The 16870-nt window shown below is 63.4% G+C and carries 19 protein-coding genes; 5 read left to right on the top strand and 14 right to left on the bottom strand.

Features of this window, described 5'->3' with window-relative positions; translation table 11 throughout:
• Positions 1–173: 173 nt before the first annotated feature.
• A complete protein-coding gene (locus tag D1Y84_RS16705) occupies positions 174–845 on the top strand; it encodes a hypothetical protein (protein ID WP_148092696.1) in 672 nt (223 codons plus the stop codon).
• A 6-nt stretch (positions 846–851) separates the two neighbouring features.
• On the opposite strand, the gene D1Y84_RS16700 is transcribed toward D1Y84_RS16705, so the two are convergent.
• Genes D1Y84_RS16700 through purB form a run of 3 tightly spaced genes read right to left on the bottom strand, consistent with a single transcriptional unit; the run spans position 852 to position 3846 of the window.
• A complete protein-coding gene (locus tag D1Y84_RS16700) occupies positions 852–1946 on the bottom strand; it encodes an arabinan endo-1,5-alpha-L-arabinosidase (RefSeq protein WP_124849697.1) in 1095 nt (364 codons plus the stop codon).
• Positions 1947–2534, bottom strand: a complete 588-nt coding sequence (locus D1Y84_RS16695; RefSeq protein ID WP_124849696.1) for a UbiX family flavin prenyltransferase — start codon at positions 2532–2534, stop codon at positions 1947–1949.
• 1 nt (position 2535) lies between these two features.
• Complete coding sequence (gene purB / locus D1Y84_RS16690) at positions 2536–3846, bottom strand: adenylosuccinate lyase (protein WP_124849695.1); 1311 nt, start codon at positions 3844–3846, stop codon at positions 2536–2538.
• A gap of 108 nt (positions 3847–3954) precedes the next feature.
• Here purB and D1Y84_RS16685 point away from each other — a divergent pair, with 108 nt between their 5' ends.
• Positions 3955–4212, top strand: coding sequence for a DUF2007 domain-containing protein (locus tag D1Y84_RS16685; RefSeq protein ID WP_148092695.1), 258 nt, complete (start codon positions 3955–3957; stop codon positions 4210–4212).
• A gap of 45 nt (positions 4213–4257) precedes the next feature.
• Here the strand turns inward: D1Y84_RS16685 and D1Y84_RS16680 are convergent, their stop codons facing one another.
• From D1Y84_RS16680 to D1Y84_RS16630, 11 genes are all read right to left on the bottom strand, one after another.
• Positions 4258–4512, bottom strand: a complete 255-nt coding sequence (locus D1Y84_RS16680; RefSeq protein WP_124849693.1) for a glutaredoxin family protein — start codon at positions 4510–4512, stop codon at positions 4258–4260.
• 33 nt (positions 4513–4545) lie between these two features.
• Entirely contained in the window at positions 4546–5022 is a 477-nt protein-coding gene (gene tadA / locus D1Y84_RS16675; RefSeq protein ID WP_124850225.1) for a tRNA adenosine(34) deaminase TadA, read from the bottom strand.
• A 77-nt stretch (positions 5023–5099) separates the two neighbouring features.
• Positions 5100–5450 carry an Imm53 family immunity protein gene (locus D1Y84_RS16670; RefSeq protein WP_158615532.1) on the bottom strand — a complete coding sequence of 117 codons (351 nt, stop codon included), beginning with the start codon at positions 5448–5450 and terminating at the stop codon, positions 5100–5102.
• A gap of 5 nt (positions 5451–5455) precedes the next feature.
• Positions 5456–6514 (bottom strand): agmatine/peptidylarginine deiminase, encoded by a 1059-nt coding sequence (locus tag D1Y84_RS16665; RefSeq protein WP_124850224.1) that lies wholly within the window; start codon positions 6512–6514, stop codon positions 5456–5458.
• Between the two features lie 35 nt (positions 6515–6549).
• The gene (locus D1Y84_RS16660) at positions 6550–7479 is read right to left on the bottom strand and encodes a carbon-nitrogen hydrolase (protein ID WP_124849691.1); all 930 of its coding nucleotides are present in this window, start codon (positions 7477–7479) and stop codon (positions 6550–6552) included.
• A gap of 308 nt (positions 7480–7787) precedes the next feature.
• Entirely contained in the window at positions 7788–9365 is a 1578-nt protein-coding gene (locus tag D1Y84_RS16655) for a DHA2 family efflux MFS transporter permease subunit (protein WP_233581498.1), read from the bottom strand.
• Between the two features lie 165 nt (positions 9366–9530).
• On the bottom strand, positions 9531–10073 hold the full coding sequence (locus D1Y84_RS16650) for a DinB family protein (RefSeq protein ID WP_233581497.1): 543 nt from the start codon (positions 10071–10073) through the stop codon (positions 9531–9533).
• 29 nt (positions 10074–10102) lie between these two features.
• Complete coding sequence (locus D1Y84_RS16645) at positions 10103–11014, bottom strand: glycine betaine ABC transporter substrate-binding protein (RefSeq protein WP_124849690.1); 912 nt, start codon at positions 11012–11014, stop codon at positions 10103–10105.
• On the bottom strand, positions 11014–11682 hold the full coding sequence (locus D1Y84_RS16640) for an ABC transporter permease (RefSeq protein WP_124849689.1): 669 nt from the start codon (positions 11680–11682) through the stop codon (positions 11014–11016). Before D1Y84_RS16640 ends, D1Y84_RS16645 begins: the two co-directional genes overlap by 1 nt.
• Positions 11679–12461, bottom strand: coding sequence for an ATP-binding cassette domain-containing protein (locus D1Y84_RS16635; protein ID WP_124849688.1), 783 nt, complete (start codon positions 12459–12461; stop codon positions 11679–11681). The genes D1Y84_RS16640 and D1Y84_RS16635 overlap by 4 nt, the downstream gene beginning before the upstream one ends.
• Positions 12462–12525: 64 nt before the next feature.
• Positions 12526–13323 (bottom strand): ATP-binding protein, encoded by a 798-nt coding sequence (locus D1Y84_RS16630; RefSeq protein ID WP_233581496.1) that lies wholly within the window; start codon positions 13321–13323, stop codon positions 12526–12528.
• A 329-nt stretch (positions 13324–13652) separates the two neighbouring features.
• Here D1Y84_RS16630 and gap point away from each other — a divergent pair, with 329 nt between their 5' ends.
• The 3 genes from gap (at position 13653) to tpiA (ending at position 16811) form a co-directional block, all read left to right on the top strand.
• The gene (gene gap / locus D1Y84_RS16625) at positions 13653–14657 is read left to right on the top strand and encodes a type I glyceraldehyde-3-phosphate dehydrogenase (RefSeq protein WP_124849686.1); all 1005 of its coding nucleotides are present in this window, start codon (positions 13653–13655) and stop codon (positions 14655–14657) included.
• 90 nt (positions 14658–14747) lie between these two features.
• A complete protein-coding gene (gene pgk, locus D1Y84_RS16620; protein ID WP_124849685.1) occupies positions 14748–15983 on the top strand; it encodes a phosphoglycerate kinase in 1236 nt (411 codons plus the stop codon).
• An 18-nt stretch (positions 15984–16001) separates the two neighbouring features.
• Complete coding sequence (tpiA, locus tag D1Y84_RS16615; RefSeq protein WP_370245790.1) at positions 16002–16811, top strand: triose-phosphate isomerase; 810 nt, start codon at positions 16002–16004, stop codon at positions 16809–16811.
• The last annotated feature ends 59 nt before the right edge of the window (positions 16812–16870 follow it).

Here is a 16870-nt window from a genome sequence, read left to right as displayed (position 1 = left end):
TAACCGCCGCATTGCACTGCTAGTCTAGTACAGAGAAGCGCTGATCATTTTTTGCAACACCGGCGTCGCGTTCGGGTTCTCCGGAACTCGGCGATGCAGGATTGATGGCTCCCGTGAGTGAGCGTTTGGCTGCTCACGGCCAGCCAAATGAAAGCTGTATGGGAAGGACGAGCATGCGTCTGGGACCTCGTAGTGTTGCGGCAATCTGCTTTGCCGGCTGTCTGCCGGCGGCCCCGGTCCTCGCTCAGGTGCCGACTGCGCCCGGCTTGGCCCCTGCCACAGCGGTGATGCCGACCGCACCAGCACAGCCGAAGCTGCTGTCCATGCTCGACCAGCCTCCCACGCCGGCACAGATCGATCTCAGTTCCGGGCGCTTGACCATTCGGGCGACCAACAGCAGCCTGCTGTCGATCCTGCATACGCTTGAGAGCCAGACCGGAACCAAGGTTGAGGGTCTCGGCAGGGATGAACGCATCTTCGGCGTCTACGGTCCGGGGAACCCGCAGGATGTCCTTGGCGCGCTCCTGGATGATTCGGGCTACAACGTTCTGATCTCCGGCAGGCGGCCGGATGGTTCTCCGCGCGAAGTGATCCTGAGTGCGCGCACTACGATTGCCCCGGGCGCGGCCGCCGCGCGCACTCCGACCCAGGCTGCTGCCGAAGACGACGAACAGGAACCGGTCGAACAGCCCCCCGTGCCGCAGCCTTTGGCGAGCCCATTGCCCGCCGCCGCGGCATCGTCACCGCAGCAGATCAAGACTCCGCAGCAGATGCTGGAGGAGCTGCAGCGGCTGCGTCAGTCGGCCACACCGCAGCAGGGCGGAACCACAACACCGCAGCAGTAACCTCGTCTATCGCATGGGCGCGGCTTGAGGTGTGAGCACCGGCCAGTCGTCGCGCCACTCAACGTGCTCGACCCACAGGTTGAGCGCGCCCTGGTTGCGGCGGTCTAACGCATGGAAGGCGAGCCATACATCCTCGCCCTGAAGCAAGAGGCTGCCGCCACCCGGTGCGAGCCAGTGTTCGTCGCTGGTGAGCAGGATCGTGCCGCCGCCCCTGAGCAGCGGGCTGCCGTCCTCCGCAACAAACGGACCGTGCGGGCTGCGCGAGCGCCCCACGATCTGCTGGTAGGTATCGCGCTCAATAGGCATTGCACAACAGATCCCGACCGAGGCAAACAGGTAGTACCAGCCGTGATGTGCCACCATGGCACTGCCTTCGATTGCGCCCTCGCGGTCCGAGGGCTGCTCGGCCAGGTGGTAGCGAGTGCTGTTGGCCACCAGTCGACCGGTCGATGCTTGGACTTCCTGCTGGAAGATGCCATGCCAGAACGAGCCATACGTGAGCCAGATGCGTGCAGGGTCGCCGGGGTCCACCAGGATGGCAGCATCGATCGCGTTGAAGTCGTCGCCGGTGTGGGATCGCAGGATGACGCCACGATCTGTCCAGTGGAAACCAGGTGCTGCGGGATCGAGCGTAGGACTCGTGGCCAGTGCGATGGCGGAGTGCTGCGATCCGAGGCTTGAGACCGTGTAGTACAGGTGGTACTGGCCATTGAAGTAGGAAATGTCCGGCGCCCACAGGCCGACGGCTTCCGGAAACTCCTGCCTTGCCCACTCCGGCATGGTGGGAAATACGTAACCGCAACTGTGCCAGACAAGCAGATCGCGAGAGCAGCGCATCGCGAGAAGCTGCCGGCTGTGCAGGAACGGCAGGTCCGTGGTGAACGCGACATAGGTGCCGTCCGCCGCGCGCGCAAGGCTTGGATCGTGCACCGGGATCACGTCGCTACTCGCTGGATTGCTCGAGGCGAGCGGATTGTAGTATCGCGAAAGCCCCAGGGCAGCACCGTGCCGCAGGCGGTGTTCGCCATGGCCACAGCCTGACTGCAGGCCGATCAGCAGCAAGGCACTGCACGCGGCCAGCGAAAGATGCCGACGCGGCACTTACTCTGCTTTCCAGCGGTACATCTCCGGCTGTGGCAGCCCGAAGTGTGCCAGCACCCGAAACGCAAACTGCCGCGCCATCTCTGTTGAGTCGATAGGCCGGTTGTAGAAAGCGGGAATGACAGGGAAGATCACCGCGCCTGCATCCGCGGCGAGCGACATGTTGCGCAGGTGGATCTTGTTGAAGGGCGTTTCGCGCACGCACAGGATCAACGGCCTGCGCTCCTTGAGGCAGACGTCCGCGGCGCGGCCGATGAGGTTCTGCGCGAAACCGTTCGCAATGCTCGCAAGCGTGCCCATGCTGCAGGGCAGCACGATCATCCCGGCCGAAGGGTAGCTGCCGCTCGCGATGCCGGCGCCAATGTCATTCTCGACTAACTGTTCAATCTTGGTGGACGGGGCGCCGAGCAGCTTCTCAATCAACTGGCTGCGGCCGCTGAATCCCAGCTCCTCGGCGAGCACGCGCAGCGAGCTTTCACTCGCCACGCAGTGCACTTTGTCGACCCGTGCATCCTGCTCGAGCGCAAGCAGGAGTTGCTGCGCGAATGCCGCGCCGCTTGCACCCGTAATCCCGACCGTGACGTGCACGTTAGCTCCTGGCTTCGCTCACTTTGAAGACGCGAGAGAAGATAGCGTCCACGTTGCCGAGCTGTCGGTGGAGATCAAACGTTTTGGCCAGCTTCTCCGGCGAGAGCAACGCGGTGATCTGCGCATCGGTGGCCACGAGGTCACGGAAGACCAGGTCATCCTTCCAGGCGCGCATCGCGTAGCCTTGCACCAGCCGGTACGCATCTTCACGCAGCATGCCGGCCTCTGCAAGATCCAAGAGCAACTGGCCGCTGAAGATCAGGCCGCCGGTACTCTCGAGGTTGCGCATCATGCGTTCCGGGTACACCAGTAGCTGGTCGATCAATGTCGCTGTCTTGTTGAGCAGGTAGTCGGTGAGGATCGTCGAGTCGGGCAGGATCACGCGCTCAACCGACGAGTGCGAAATGTCACGCTCATGCCAGAGTGCGATGTTCTCGTAAGCAGCCTGTGCATTCGAACGCACTACCCGGGCCAGGCCCGAGATCTGCTCGGACAGGATGGGGTTCTTCTTGTGCGGCATCGCCGACGAACCCTTTTGCTTTTCCGAGAAAAACTCCGAAGCTTCTCGGACCTCGGTGCGTTGCAGATGCCGCACCTCGGTTGCAATCTTGTCGAGCGTCGAGGTGATGATCGCGAGTGTGGAGATGTAGTGCGCGTGGCGATCGCGCTGCAGCACCTGCGTAGCCACAGGCGCGGGCTCAAGCCCGAGCTTTGCGCAAATCGCTTCCTCGTGCTCCGGCTTGAGGTGCCCAAAGGTGCCCACTGCGCCCGACAACTTGCCTACGCGCATTCCTTCCGCGGCTGCGTCGAAGCGCACGATGTTGCGCTCGGTCTCGGCGTACCAGTTCAGCAGCTTCAGGCCAAATGTCGTGGGTTCGGCATGGACCCCGTGGGTGCGACCGATCACTGGCGTGTGCTGGAACTCGAGCGCGCGGCGCTTCAGCACGGCGGCCAGGGCGACCAGGTCCTCGCGAAGGATGGCCGATGCGGACTTGACCTGCAGTGCCTGCGCGGTGTCGACGATGTCGTTTGAGGTCAGCCCGTAGTGCAGCCAGCGCGACTCAGGCCCGATCTTTTCAGCGACCGCGGTGGTAAATGCGATCACATCGTGCCGAACTTCAGCCTCGATTGCTTCAATCCGTTCCAGCTCAAAGTCGCCCCGGTCACGAATGGCGGCAGCGGCTTGCTGCGGCACGATGCCTGCGTCCGCCAGCACTTCGCTTGCTGCAACCTCCACGGCAAGCCATGCGCGGTACTTGCTCTCATCCGTCCAGATCTTGCCCATCGCGGGCCGCGTGTAGCGTCGAATCAATGCGGGACTTCCTTCCTTGCAGCCTTGATTGTAGTGGGTGTTTTCCGGCGCAGCCGGTGGAACGTGCATCCTACGGTGGTGAGTTCGACACGCACAGGGGAGACGTTCATGGAAGAAGTAGTGACAGTAGCAAACTTCTCAGAGCCACTCGAAGCCGAGATGGCGCGAGGTCGCCTGGAGTCCGCGGGTATCCAGGCTTTTCTGTCCGGTGAGAATGCACGCATCCTCGAGCCCGGTCTCGGGCCGCTGCAACTACAGGTGGAAGCCAAGGACGAAGCCGATGCGATCGCGATCCTCAACGATGCCGGCGAAGAGCTCGCCGAAGCAGGGCAGGGCGTTGTGATCCACCCGAACGAGCTGCCGTAACCAGCACCGACAGGGCCGGGGTTAAGCGCGCCGAAACGGCGGCGCTTACTCCGGTACGCCGAACCGGGCGCTCATCTCCTCGTGTAGAAAGCCCTCGCCAGGCCGATAAGGCTGCACCCACTCGCCATCAATCACAAACTGTGGAATAGCGCGCTTGCCAACGCGACGCAGAACCTCGTCTGCAGCGCCAGGCGTTCGCTCAATGTCGATCTCGGTGTAGGGGATCTTGTGCTTGTCGAGGAACCGCTTCGCCTCGCGGCAATCCCGGCACCATGTGGCGGAGTAAACGAGAAGGTCCATGAAGCAGCATGATATACCGGGCCGCCCGAAAGTTCAGCCTTCGGCTTCCGCTGCTGTCGAGGTGAGGCTGCCTTTCAAGCTGCGCCTGCGCGCGCGGAAGAACTGCTGGAGCACCCCGCCGCATGCATCCGCCAGGATCCCGGGTGTAACCGGCAACTGGTGATTCAGCTCCGGATGATTCAACACCTGCAGCATGGAGCCGGCAGCTCCCGTCTTTGGGTCCGCGGCCCCATATACCAGGCGGCCTAAGCGCGCATGAATCATGGCGCCGGCGCACATGGCGCAGGGCTCCAGCGTGCAGTACAGCGTGCAGTTGAGCAGGCGATAGTTGCGAAGCTGCTGCCCCGCGATGCGCAACGCAACCACCTCGGCATGCGCCGTGGGGTCGTGGTCGCGCAGCACGCGGTTTTGGCCGCTGGCTAACTGCTGGTCGCCCAGGAACAATACCGCGCCGACAGGGACCTCGCCTGCTTCGGCAGCAAGGCGTGCCTCCGCGAGCGCCAACGCCATTCGTCCGAAGTCGAGGCGCTCAAGATCGAGGCGCTGCAGGGCGTCTGGTTGGGCGTCGTTGTGGATGTTCCCGGCCATCAGCCTGCGCTGGCCGCCCCGAGCACCGGCGGCTCGCGGTCAATCCACCGGCGGAACACGCCCACCAATCTTTCGACATCAAGCCCTTCGCCCTCGAAGTGCTGCCCGGACAGCGCGCACCTGAGCCACGCACCTTCAAATGAGCACACGGACATGCGCCGGGGCGCGTGTCCGGACGCCGCCGTGCCGCGCAGATCGATCCGCAATCGCCAGCCCGGTTCCCCGGGGCCGCGCGTGCTGCTCTCAATCGGCGGTAATGGCTCCAGCAGCATGCCCTTCTGGTGTTCCCATGTGCCGTTGCATTGTTGTTGGTACCACGTCCCCAGCCACTCCAAATCGTCGATTGCCACGGCCTCTATGTGCCTTTGTTGCCGGCGGGCTGCTGCTGCGTCATGCAGTGCAGCGCGCCGAGTCCCCAGATGAAGTCGCCGCAGTGGGTGCCCTGAATCACGTGAGCAGGGAACAACTCCGCCAGTGTTTGCAGGGCAATACGGTCGTTGGGATCGTTGAATGTTGGCACGAGCACCAACCCGTTCGCAATGTAAAAGTTGGCGTACGAAGCGGGAAGTCTCTGCCCTTCAAACACCACCGGCGCCGGGCATGGCAGCGTCGCGATGCGGAACGGCTCGCCATCGAGCGCGCGTGCTGCGTGCAGCCGGTCAAGGTTTTCAGCGAGCGGCAGGTGGTTCTCGTCGGCAGTGTTCGGCTCAACCACCGTCACGATCGTGCGCTCGTTCACAAAGCGAGTGATGTCGTCGACATGGCCATGCGTGTCATCGCCGGCAATGCCGCGGTTGAGCCAGAGTACCTGGTCGATGCCGAGGTAGTCATGGAACACCTGCTCGAGCTGAGCGCGCGACAGACCCGGGTTGCGTGCCTGGACATCACTCAGCAGGCACTCCTCGGTGGTGAGCAAAACCCCTGCGCCGTTGGTGTCGATCGATCCGCCTTCGAGCACGACGCGGTGCTCCGCGGCCTCCCCGTTTGCTGACATGGCGACGCGCGGCTGCCACTCAGGGAGCGCCAGCAGTTCGGCAGCGCGGCCCGGCAGCGCATCGTCCAGTTGCCAGTCGTTGTACTTGGCCCACGCGTTGAAGTGCCAGTTGGTGATGGCGACCTCCTGCTGCGCGTTCTGGACAAAGATCGGCCCGGAGTCGCGCGTCCAGATGCGATTGGTCGGCCACTGGTGAAAGTGCACCGCAGCAAGCTTGGCGCCGGTGCGCTTCAACAGGCTCCGGACGCGCTTTTCCGCGGCGGCATCGTTGACCAGGATGTGGACCTGCTCCACCTTTGCCAGGGCGCGCACAATGTCGCAGTATACCCATGGAATCGGCTGGAAGCGGCCCGGCCAGTCTTCCGGGTTATGCGGCCATGCGATCCAGGTCGCCTCGTGCGGCGCCCACTCGGCCGGCATGCGGAAGCCGGCCTGCTGCGGGGTTTCGAGCTCGGTCACTTCACATCTCCCAGGGTGGAGGCATCCAGAAAGCGATGCACGATTGGCTGGTACGAGTCGATGCGGCGGTCGCGCAGGAATGGCCAGTTGCGGCGCTGCTCTTCCATGCCCTTCATATCCACCTCGGCGATCAGCACTTCTTCCTTGTCGTGCGAGGCCTTGGCGATCACGCGGCCGAACGGGTCGGCGATAAACGAGCCGCCCCAGAACTCCAGGCCCGGGCCATCGACGCGGTTGCCGCGGATGTCGCCATGCTCGATGCCCACGCGGTTGGGCGCGGCCACGTACACGCCATTAGCGATGGCATGGCTGCGCTGGATTGTCTGCCACGCGTCGTACTGCGCGGCGCCATGCTCGGCTTTCTCATATGGGTGCCAGCCGATCGCCGTCGGGTAGAAGAGCACGTTCGCCCCCTGCAGCGCGGTGATGCGCGCACCCTCCGGGTACCACTGATCCCAGCAGACCAGCGTGCCCACGCGACCCACCGCGGTGTCAAAGGCTCGGTAGCCCAGGTCACCCGGCGTGAAGTAGAACTTCTCGTAGTAAAGCGGGTCGTCCGGGATGTGCATCTTTCGGTACATGCTGGTGATCTGTCCGTCGGGTCCCAGCGTGACCGCCGTGTTGTGATAAAGCCCGGCTGCCCGGCGCTCAAACAGCGAGGCGATGATCGTCACCTTTTCCTCGCGTGCTACCACGGCGAGCCGCTCGGTGCTTGGCCCTGGGATCGGCTCGGCGAGATCGAACAGGGCGATGTCTTCGCGCTGGCAGAAGTACTGCGCGCGGAACAGCTCCGGCAGACAGATGACCTGTGCGCCCTCACGGGCAGCCTTGCGCACCCACTCGGCGGCAAGCTCAAGGTTCTCGTCCGGATCGGGCGTGCAGTGCATCTGGACCAGGCCGATGCGGAAGTTCAGGGAAGTTGGCATTGTTACAAGTTCCTCCTGCTTGGACGATGCGAGCGAAACACTGCTTGCCGTACAACGCATGCGCTGGAATGAGCAAATGATGGGTGCATGCGCGCTCGCTCAAGAGGCAAGCCACGACAGGTGCAGCCGCGTTCTGGCCGAAGCCTTCGGACACCCTAGCACGCCCGGAAAACGAGCGCCCCAAGGGCCCATGAATTCAAAAGCCCCCACGCGCGGCGGAGTTGACAGGCCGCTGGATGCGTCGGGTCACAATCTCTTAATGTATCAAGCCTGACCACCCGGCTCCAGCGCCAGCCGGCTGCCGGGCGCTAGCGACGGCCAGGGGTATGGCGCGGCGGGCGCTGCATCAGGAACGGCACCGGCACCAGGCACACGATGATGACGCTGAGCAGCCAGAATGCATTTTGGTAGGAGAGCATGCTGCTCTGCCTTTGCAGCTGCTGGTAGGCCTGCCCCATCGCCACGTTGGCGCTGTTGGGGCGACCTACCATGTCGAGCCCTGCCTGCGTCTTCGCGATAAATCCCTGATAGGCCACACCACCGGCATACGCGTGCTCGCTCAGATTGGACTGGTGTGCCTGCGCAGTGCGCTCCAGGAACGTGGTCAGCATCGCGGTACCGAACGAGCCGCCCAGGTTGCGCGCGAAGTTCGAGAGCGACGAGATCTGGTTGTTTTTCTCCCGCGGCACCCCGACGTAGTTCAGCGTGCTGATCGGAATAAAGATGTATGCCAGGCCGATCACCTGCAACGCGCGCCACCACATCACAGTCTGGAACGAGACATCCAGATCGATGCGCGTGAGGTTGTAAAGACCTGCTGCTGTGAGCGCGTAGCCGATTGCAACAAGCCAGCGCGGATCCGGCACCTTGCCGACCACGAAGCCGGCGACGGGCATCATGGCCATCATGACCAGGCCAGCCGGAGACAGCGCCATGCCGGCACGCTCGGCCGTGTACCCCAGCAGCGCCTGCAGAAACTGCGGGATCAACACCGTGGTGCCAAACAGCACCATGCCGAGCACAAACTGCAAGGCGACCGAGGTGCCGAAGTTACGGATCCGCAACAGCTTCAGGTCCACAATCGGGCTGCGATGCCGCCACTCCCACACCACGAAAAAACACAGGATCACCACGGCCGCGATCGCAGCGGAGGTGATCTCCTGGCTCCCGAACCAGTCCTTCTCCTGGCCCTTGTCGAACACGAACTCGAGCATTCCCACGCCGACGGCGACGGCGACGAGGCCAACGAAATCGATCGACTGGGTCGCGGCAACACGCATGCGCGCAATCATCTGCGGAGGATCCTCGACCATGCGGGAGGTGAGCACCAGCGACAGGATCCCGATGGGCACGTTGATGAAAAAGATCCAGTGCCAGTTGTAGTTATCGGTAATCCAGCCGCCCAGCGTCGGCCCGATGGCCGGCGCGACCACCACGGCCATGCCGTACACCGCGAACGCCTGCCCTCGCTTCGCGACAGAGAAGGTGTCGGCAAGGATGGCCTGCTCGCTGGGCGCGAGACCGCCGCCGCCAAGCCCCTGCAGTACGCGGGCAAAGATCAGCAGCGGCAATGACGGTGCGAGACCGCACAGAACGGACGCGCCGGTGAACAGCGCCACGCACGTCATGTAGAAGCGCTTGCGCCCGAAACGATTCTGCAGCCAGCCAGAGATTGGCAGCACGATTGCGCTGGCTACCAGGTAGCTGGTCAAAACCCAGGTTGCCTCGTTGCTGCTCGCACCCAGCGAGCCGGCGATATGCGGAAGCGCGACGTTGGCGATGGAAGTGTCGAGCACTTCCATAAACGTCGCGATCGTAACGGTGAGCGCGATAAGCCATGGGTTATGTCGAGGCTGCCAGGCAAGCGTGTTGTCAGCGGAAGGCAAGGCTCAGCAAACTCTCGGGGGTGCAAAAGACCCAAATCAGGGTAGCAGGGATGGTTCGTGTCGCGGGCGAGCGCGGGTAAGGGCGACGCGACGGACGGCCAGGGACGGGCTGGCTTGGCAGAGGCGCCTTGGTGGGAAAACCTGCTTCAGTATGCGTGCACAAAACTAAACATTGGCTGCGCGGCTTGCACGAAGGGCCAGCAACAACTTTGCCGTGGTCACGGCCTGCCCCGCATGGCGCTGCGTGTGGTCAGCGAGGTGGACCAGCAGGCCGCCAAGTGTTGCCGGCAGGCCTTTCGCCCCGACCGCTCGTGGAGCTTCCAGTTGATCGAGTGGCAGCCGGCGGATCCGGCCCGCGGCCTCGCGCAGGGCACTCTCGAACTCGGCCAGCATTGCCTGCGTGCTCATGCCAGGCTCCAGCTCAACGGAAAGCGCGGCACGTTGCATCAGGTTGAGCGGCGCACCCTCGGCATAGGTCAGCAGTCGGTCCAGTGAGTGTGCCATATGCCGCACGTGAAACGCATACGGCGTGAGCCCAAACGGCGTCGCGTGGATCTCCTCGTCCGTTAGCTGCGGCGTCCAGTGTTCGACGTTCTCCCGCGCGAGTTCGAGAGCATGCAGCACGGCTCTCGGGACGGCGGGCACTGCCGACAGGGTGTTGCGCAGCCAGGGCTCCACCATCCGCTCCGGTTGGGTCGCATCTGCCATGTCCACCATTCTAACGATCGCGCCTGCCCTCAGAGCCCATGCTGCGAACGGAAGGCCCGCACCACTTCCACCACATCCCGGTGCTCGCCATCGACCTGTTCGTTCATCGCGCGCATGTCGTCTGCCGAGATCTTGCCGGCGAGATCTGCAAACGCCCCACGCAGCTGGGGCCAGTGCGCAAGCGCTGCCTGGCGAACCAGCGGCACAGCTTCGTAAGGAGGGAAGTAGTGCCGGTCATCAGCCAGCACCCTGAGGTGGTTCGCGGCGATCGGACCGTCGGTGGAGTTGCCGGCGATGATATCGACCTGGTGCGCGGACAGCGCGCGGTAGAGCAGCCCGAGATCCATGGTGCGCGGGTCGCCGGCAAACTGCAGCCCGTACGCCTGCTTGAGCCCACGCAGCCCGTCGGGGCGCTCTTCAAACTCGTAACCAACGCCAAGCTGCCACTGCGCCGCCGCGGACACGGCCTGCGACAGAGACCGGATCGAAGCAGCTGCATCCGGTCGCACGATCATCGCAAACGTGTTCTCGAAGCCAAGGGGCTCGGTCGCCACCACGTGGTAGCGCTGCGCATATAGGCGGCGCACAATCGCGAGTGAGGCGGCCTGGTTCTGTGCAGGGTCGGGCATATGCACGAGCGGCTGCTTCAAAATCGCGGTAAGCGCGGTGCCGGTGTATTCCACATAGGCATCGATGCGGCCCGAGATCATCGCCTGCTGCGCGATGTACGAGCCTGCCAGGTAGAACCGGCGCTCGACCTTGAGGCCGGTGCGCGCCTCGATGTGCTGCGCCAGCAGTTCGCCCAGCACTACCTGCTCGGTGAAGTTTTTGGCGCCGATCACCGGGCGGTCAAACCGTGGCGGGGCGCAACTGGCAAGCATCGCCAGGGGAACGAGCAGCAACCCCGCGAGCCCGGGCCTGTGAAGCTTCCAGCGTCGCATCACCTGTCCCGTCCATGCACCTTGTATTTAGACTCGGCCAGGCCCAGCAGCGTATCGGCGGCCAAGGCGAGCAGGGCCGCGGGGATCGCGCCGGCGAGCACTAGGCGGTTATCGACTGAGGCCACACCACGAAAGATGAACTCCCCCAGGCCACCGGCGCCTACCGCGGCTGCGATGGTGGCGATGCCCACGGCGGTTACGGTGGCGGTGCGCAGGCCCGCAAGAATCACGGAAGCAGCCAACGGTAGCTCGACCTTGATGAGTCGCTGCCAGCCGGTCATGCCCAGTGCATGCGCCACGTCCACGACTGCCGGTTCCACGGTGCGGATACCCACATAGGTGTTGCGCAGGATCGGCAGCAGCGCATAGCCGGTCAACGCCACGATCGCGATGCGGGATGCCCGCTCACCCAGCCAGGGCAGCGGCAGCAGGAAGCCAAAAAGCGCCAGCGATGGGATGGTCTGGATGATGTTGGCGGCGGCAAGGACTGGCTTGGCAAGTTTCTTGTATCGGGTCAGCAGGATGCCCAGCGGCACGCCGATGCCCGCAGCCAGCAGCAACGCCGCGCCGGTAAGCCACAGGTGCTCGAGCGTGAGCGTGGCTATCTCGGTCCAGTGTTCCTGGAGGAAGCCCGCGGCCAGCAAAGGGGCAAGGCCGGGCGCAGTCATGCCGTGACCTTGCGTTCGCCGCGGTGAAATGCGCAGACATATTCGGCAACCGCGTGTTGTTGCGAGTGCAGAAACTCCGCCGGGGCGAGGTCGGCCTCGATCCGTCCGTCGCACACCAGCACGATGCGGTCGGCGAGGTACATGGCTTCATCAAGGTCATGGGTGACCAGCAGAACGGTCTTGGGCTGCCCGCGATCACGCAGGCGTTGCAGCAAGCCACGCACCATGTCCTGCATCTCGGCGCGGGTCAGTGGGTCGAGCGCGCCAAACGGCTCGTCCATGAGCAGAATCGGTGGCTCCGCCGCGAGCGCACGGGCCAGGCCGACACGCTGCCGCTGTCCGCCGGAAAGCTGGTGAGGATGGCGCTTCGCGAAGCGTGCGGGGTCAAGCCCGACCGCGGTCAGCAGCTGCCGGACCTGCTCCGCGAAGTGCTGCCTGGGATGGCCGGACAGCTCGGGCACCATGGTGATGTTGCGGGCGATGGTCAGGTGCGGAAACAGGCCGGTGTCCTGGATGACGTAGCCGATGCCGCGGCGTAGCTCGACCACGCTCTTCTGGGCAACGTCTTCGCCGTGCACACGGACCGTACCGGAAGTCGGCACCGCCAGCCGGTTGACCATCCGCAGGAGCGTGGTTTTGCCGGAGCCACTGCGCCCGAGCAGTGCCGTGACGGTGCCTGCTTCAAGCTGGAGAGAGACGTCGTCGAGCAGGGCGCGCCCCTTATTTTCGTCGCCCGGTACCACCAGGTGGACACCCGAGAACTCGATCGCTGCCGCCACGTGCGCTCCCTTGCCTGGGCCGGCTGGAGCGTCGGAATTTTCCTCCAGCGCTCCGAAATCGGCTCTAAAGCTCGTCCTCGCCAGCAGGGTCGAAGCCCTGGTCTATCTCCGGGGAAGCTGGATCGTCCTGGCTCAGGTCGGCGTCAGTTGCCGCTGCCACGGCCGTGGATGGAGGCGCACCCTTGACCCGGACCACCGTGATTTTCGCAAAGCCTTCCTTGAAGGATGGTGGCCTAAGTCGTTCAGCCATCTTCTGCATTACGTCTTCCGACACCATGCGCTCGCGGCGGCGGTTGCGGTCCATGCAGACCTCGAACGGCACGTCGAAGAACACGGCGTGCACGTCGTAGCCAAAGCTTTTCGCCATCTTGATCCACTGGCGCCGCTCATGCGGAGAAAGGTTGGTGGCATCCACGTAGTTCCACGGCATCTTGGCAATGAGCCGGGCGCGCAGCAGCGAGCGCAGGGTCGAGAAAACGAGACCCTGGTAACGCTGCTCGGTGATGTCGTCGAACAGAATGGTGCGCAGCATATCGCTCGAGAGCGGCTGCACGGCGCGGCGCTTGAACCAGGTCGTCTTGCCCGAACCGGGAAGCCCGATGGTGAGAACCACAAAACCTCTTGGCGCCCTAGGGTTGGAAGCCTGCGCCGCCGGGGGCGGGGTGGAAGGTGAGTCCGGCTGCGTCTCATGCACCAGCTTTCCCTCCGGTTCTGCAAGCGCCTGTGCTCCTGCGGGTTCGTCGATCGCAGCCTCGTCGGCTGCCTCAATTTCAGCAGGAGCGTACGGTGCATCGGCAAACCGGCCCACCGGCTCTGCCAGCACAGGAGCCGGCGTCTGTGCCGGCTTGGCTGGTTCCGGCACACTGTCTGCATACGAGGGCCGTAGGGGCGCCAGCTGCCCCTGGGGCAGTTCCTGGCCTATCTTTCCTGTGGACTCCGATTCGTTCGGGCCCTTTTTTCCGCGTCGTCTCATGATTCGTTCGCGCCACCATTCGCGCATGCCTTGGATGGTACACAGGTCAAAACCGTGCTGCAATCGTTGTGCAATTTTGGGCGCCCGCCGCGCTCCACTGCCTGGCGGTTCCTGTGCACGGTTGTTGCTGCAACCCGTGCGGGTCTGTCATCTCGCACCGGGGCTGCCTGCGATGCTAGCATCAGGTTTGCAGTTTGACCGACGAGGAGCACATCGCAATGGCAGTGAAGGTAGGCATCAATGGTTTTGGGCGAATCGGCCGCAACGTCCTGCGTACCGCTCTTGGAAACCCAGAGATCGAGTTTGTCGCGATCAATGACCTAACCAGCCCAGTGACCCTGGCGCACCTTCTAAAGTACGACTCGATCCTGGGCAACCTCCCCAATGACATCCAGGCCACCGAGGGCGCAATCACCATCGACGGCAAGACCATCAAGGTGTTCGCCGACCGCGATCCACAAAAGCTGGACTGGACCTCGACCGGTGCCGAGGTGATCGTCGAGTCCACCGGCCACTTCACCGATGCCACCAAGGCCTGCCTGCATCTTGGCGGCAGTGTCAAGAAGGTGATCATCTCGGCACCGGCCACCAACGAGGACATCACCATCGTCCTGGGCGTGAATGGCGACAAGTACGATCCCGCGGCACACAACATCATCTCGAATGCGTCCTGCACCACCAACGGTTTAGCTCCGGTTGTTAAAGTGATGCATGAGACGTTTGGTATTGTCTCTGGCATTATGACGACGATCCACAGCTACACCAATGACCAGGTGATCCTGGACTTTCCGCACAAGGACCTGCGCCGGGCGCGCGCTGCCGGGCTGTCCATGATTCCGAGCTCGACCGGCGCGGCCAAGGCGTTGAAGCTGGTCATTCCCGAAATTGCGGGCAAGCTGGATGGGTTTGCCATTCGCGTCCCGACCCCCAACGTCTCGTTGGTCGATCTCACCTTTATCGCCGAAAAGCCGGTCACGGCTCAGTCTGTCAACCAGGCATTCAAGACGGCATCCGAGACCAATCTGAAGGGCATCCTTGGGTATGCGACCGAGCCGCTCGTTTCTGTCGACTACCGCGGCGACTCGCGCTCATCGATCGTGGACTCGGAGTTGACCAAGGTTGTTGGGCAGTCGGTCAAGGTCCTGTCCTGGTACGACAACGAGTGGGGCTACTCGAGCCGGGTGCGCGACCTAATCCTCTTCGTCGCAGGTAAAGGGCTGTAGCCCAACCTGCATCCATCCCGCAGAGGTTGCTGACGCGCCTCTGCATGTCTTTTCTGTCGGACTTTTCCCGTTTCGGAGTACACCGTTCTCATGCCCAAGCTTTCCATTCGCGATCTCGATCTCAAAAACAAGCATGTACTCATCCGCGTTGATTTCAACGTGCCCTTGAGCGAAGACGGCTCCGAGATCACCGACGACACCCGCATCCGAGAGACCCTGCCTACCATCCGCTACGCGCTCGAACACAAGGCAAAGCTGATCCTGGCCTCGCACCTGGGGCGTCCCAAGGGGAAGCCGAATGGCAAGTACAGCCTCCGCCCGGTGGTGGATCGCCTGCGCCTCCTGCTGGACCATTCCATCGGGGAGAAGATCAACGTAGCCTTTGCGCCGGACTGCGTCGGCGAGATCGCCGAGGAGCTTTCACGGCAGCTTGAGTCGGGGCAGGTTCTGCTCTTGGAAAACCTTCGCTTCCACCCGGAAGAAGAGGCCAATGACCCTGCCTTTGCGAAGAAGCTCGCCTCCCTTTGCGAGATTTACGTCAACGACGCGTTTGGCACGGCACATCGCGCCCACGCCTCGACTGAGGGCATCACCCATCACGTCAAGCAGGCGGCTGCTGGCCTGCTGATGGAGAAGGAACTCAACTATCTAGGCCGTGCACTCGGACTCGGCGACAGCGCCACGGTTCCAGCCAAGCCGTTCATCTCGATCCTGGGCGGAGCCAAGGTCTCGGACAAGATCGGAGTGATCGAAAACCTGCTCGGCAAGGTCGACGCCCTGCTGATTGGTGGCGGCATGGCGTACACCTTCCTCAAGGCCAAGGGGCAGAACATCGGCAAGTCGCTGGTGGAAGCCGACAAGGTGGAGCTTGCGGGCGAGATGCTCCGCAAAGCCGAAGCCAAGGGTGTTCGCTTCCTGCTGCCGACAGACCACGTGCTTGCCGACCGCTTCGCTCCGGACGCCGCAACGCAGATCTTCAGCGGCACCGGCGACTTTCCCGCGGAGTGGATGGCGCTCGATATCGGACCGGAAACCGTGAAGACCTTTGCCGCCGAGATCGCGGGCGCCTCCACGATTGTCTGGAACGGCCCGATGGGCGTGTTTGAACTGCCGAAATTCGCCGCCGGGACGACGGCGGTAGCCCACGCCGTGGCTGACAACAAGGGAGCCGTTACCGTGGTCGGTGGCGGGGACTCGGTGGCCGCGGTGCAGCAGGCCGGGGTCGCGAGCGAGATCAGCCATATCTCCACCGGTGGTGGGGCCTCGCTTGAGTTCCTCGAGGGCAAGAAGCTGCCCGGGGTAGAAGCGCTTACCGAGAAGTCCTAGTCCACGTACGGGTTGCCGTTGGAATGCAAAAGGGAGCCGTCTGACGGCCCAACGCCAGGAGAAGTCGAAATCGCTAGCACGCGCAAGCCGCTGATTGCAGCCAACTGGAAGATGTACAAGACGCCAGTTGAAGCCTGCGCCTATGCAGAGACGTTTCTGCCGCTCGTGGCCGGGCATACCCGCGACGAAATCGCGATTTGCCCGCCGTTTCTGGCACTGGAGCCTCTCGAGAAGAGCGTGCGAGGCTCGGGGATCTTTATCGGAGCCCAGGACATGCACTCGGAAAAAGAGGGCGCCTTCACGGGTGAGATCTCGGCACCGATGTTGAAGTCCATCGGGGTCTCGCACGTCATCCTCGGCCACTCCGAGCGGCGCCACTACAACTATGAGAGCGACTGGGATGTGAATCGCAAGCTGCACGCGGCGATCCGGCAGCAGGTTACGCCCATTGTGTGCATCGGCGAGGTGCAGGAAGAGCGCGAAGAAGGCCGCACCAATGACGTGCTGCTGCGCCAGATCAAAATCGGGCTCGAGGGCATCAAGCCTGACGAGGCTGCAACGATCGTCATCGCCTATGAGCCGATCTGGGCTATCGGTTCCGGCCAGTCAGCCTCGCCCGAAATTGCAGACGAGACGCATGCATTTATCCGCAGCGCTGTGCGGGAGCGGCTCGGCAACAGTGTCGCCGACGGCATGCGCATCCTGTACGGGGGCAGCGTCAAGCCGGAGACGACCGCCGCGCTGCTCAGCAAAGACGAGATCGATGGGGCGCTCGTGGGTGGGGCCAGCCTCGACCCCGAGTCCTTCGCGAAGATCGTCAAGTACTAGCAGTCCTGCTGTGGGTTCACCTTTGGACAGAAAGAGCGTCTGACTCGCGCGGGAGACTC

It is taken from the genome of Acidipila sp. EB88 (genome assembly GCF_003858395.1).
Classification (GTDB): Bacteria; Acidobacteriota; Terriglobia; order Terriglobales; family Acidobacteriaceae; genus EB88.
Note: the sequence above shows the minus strand (reverse complement) of the source record. Positions and strands in the feature narration are given on the sequence as shown.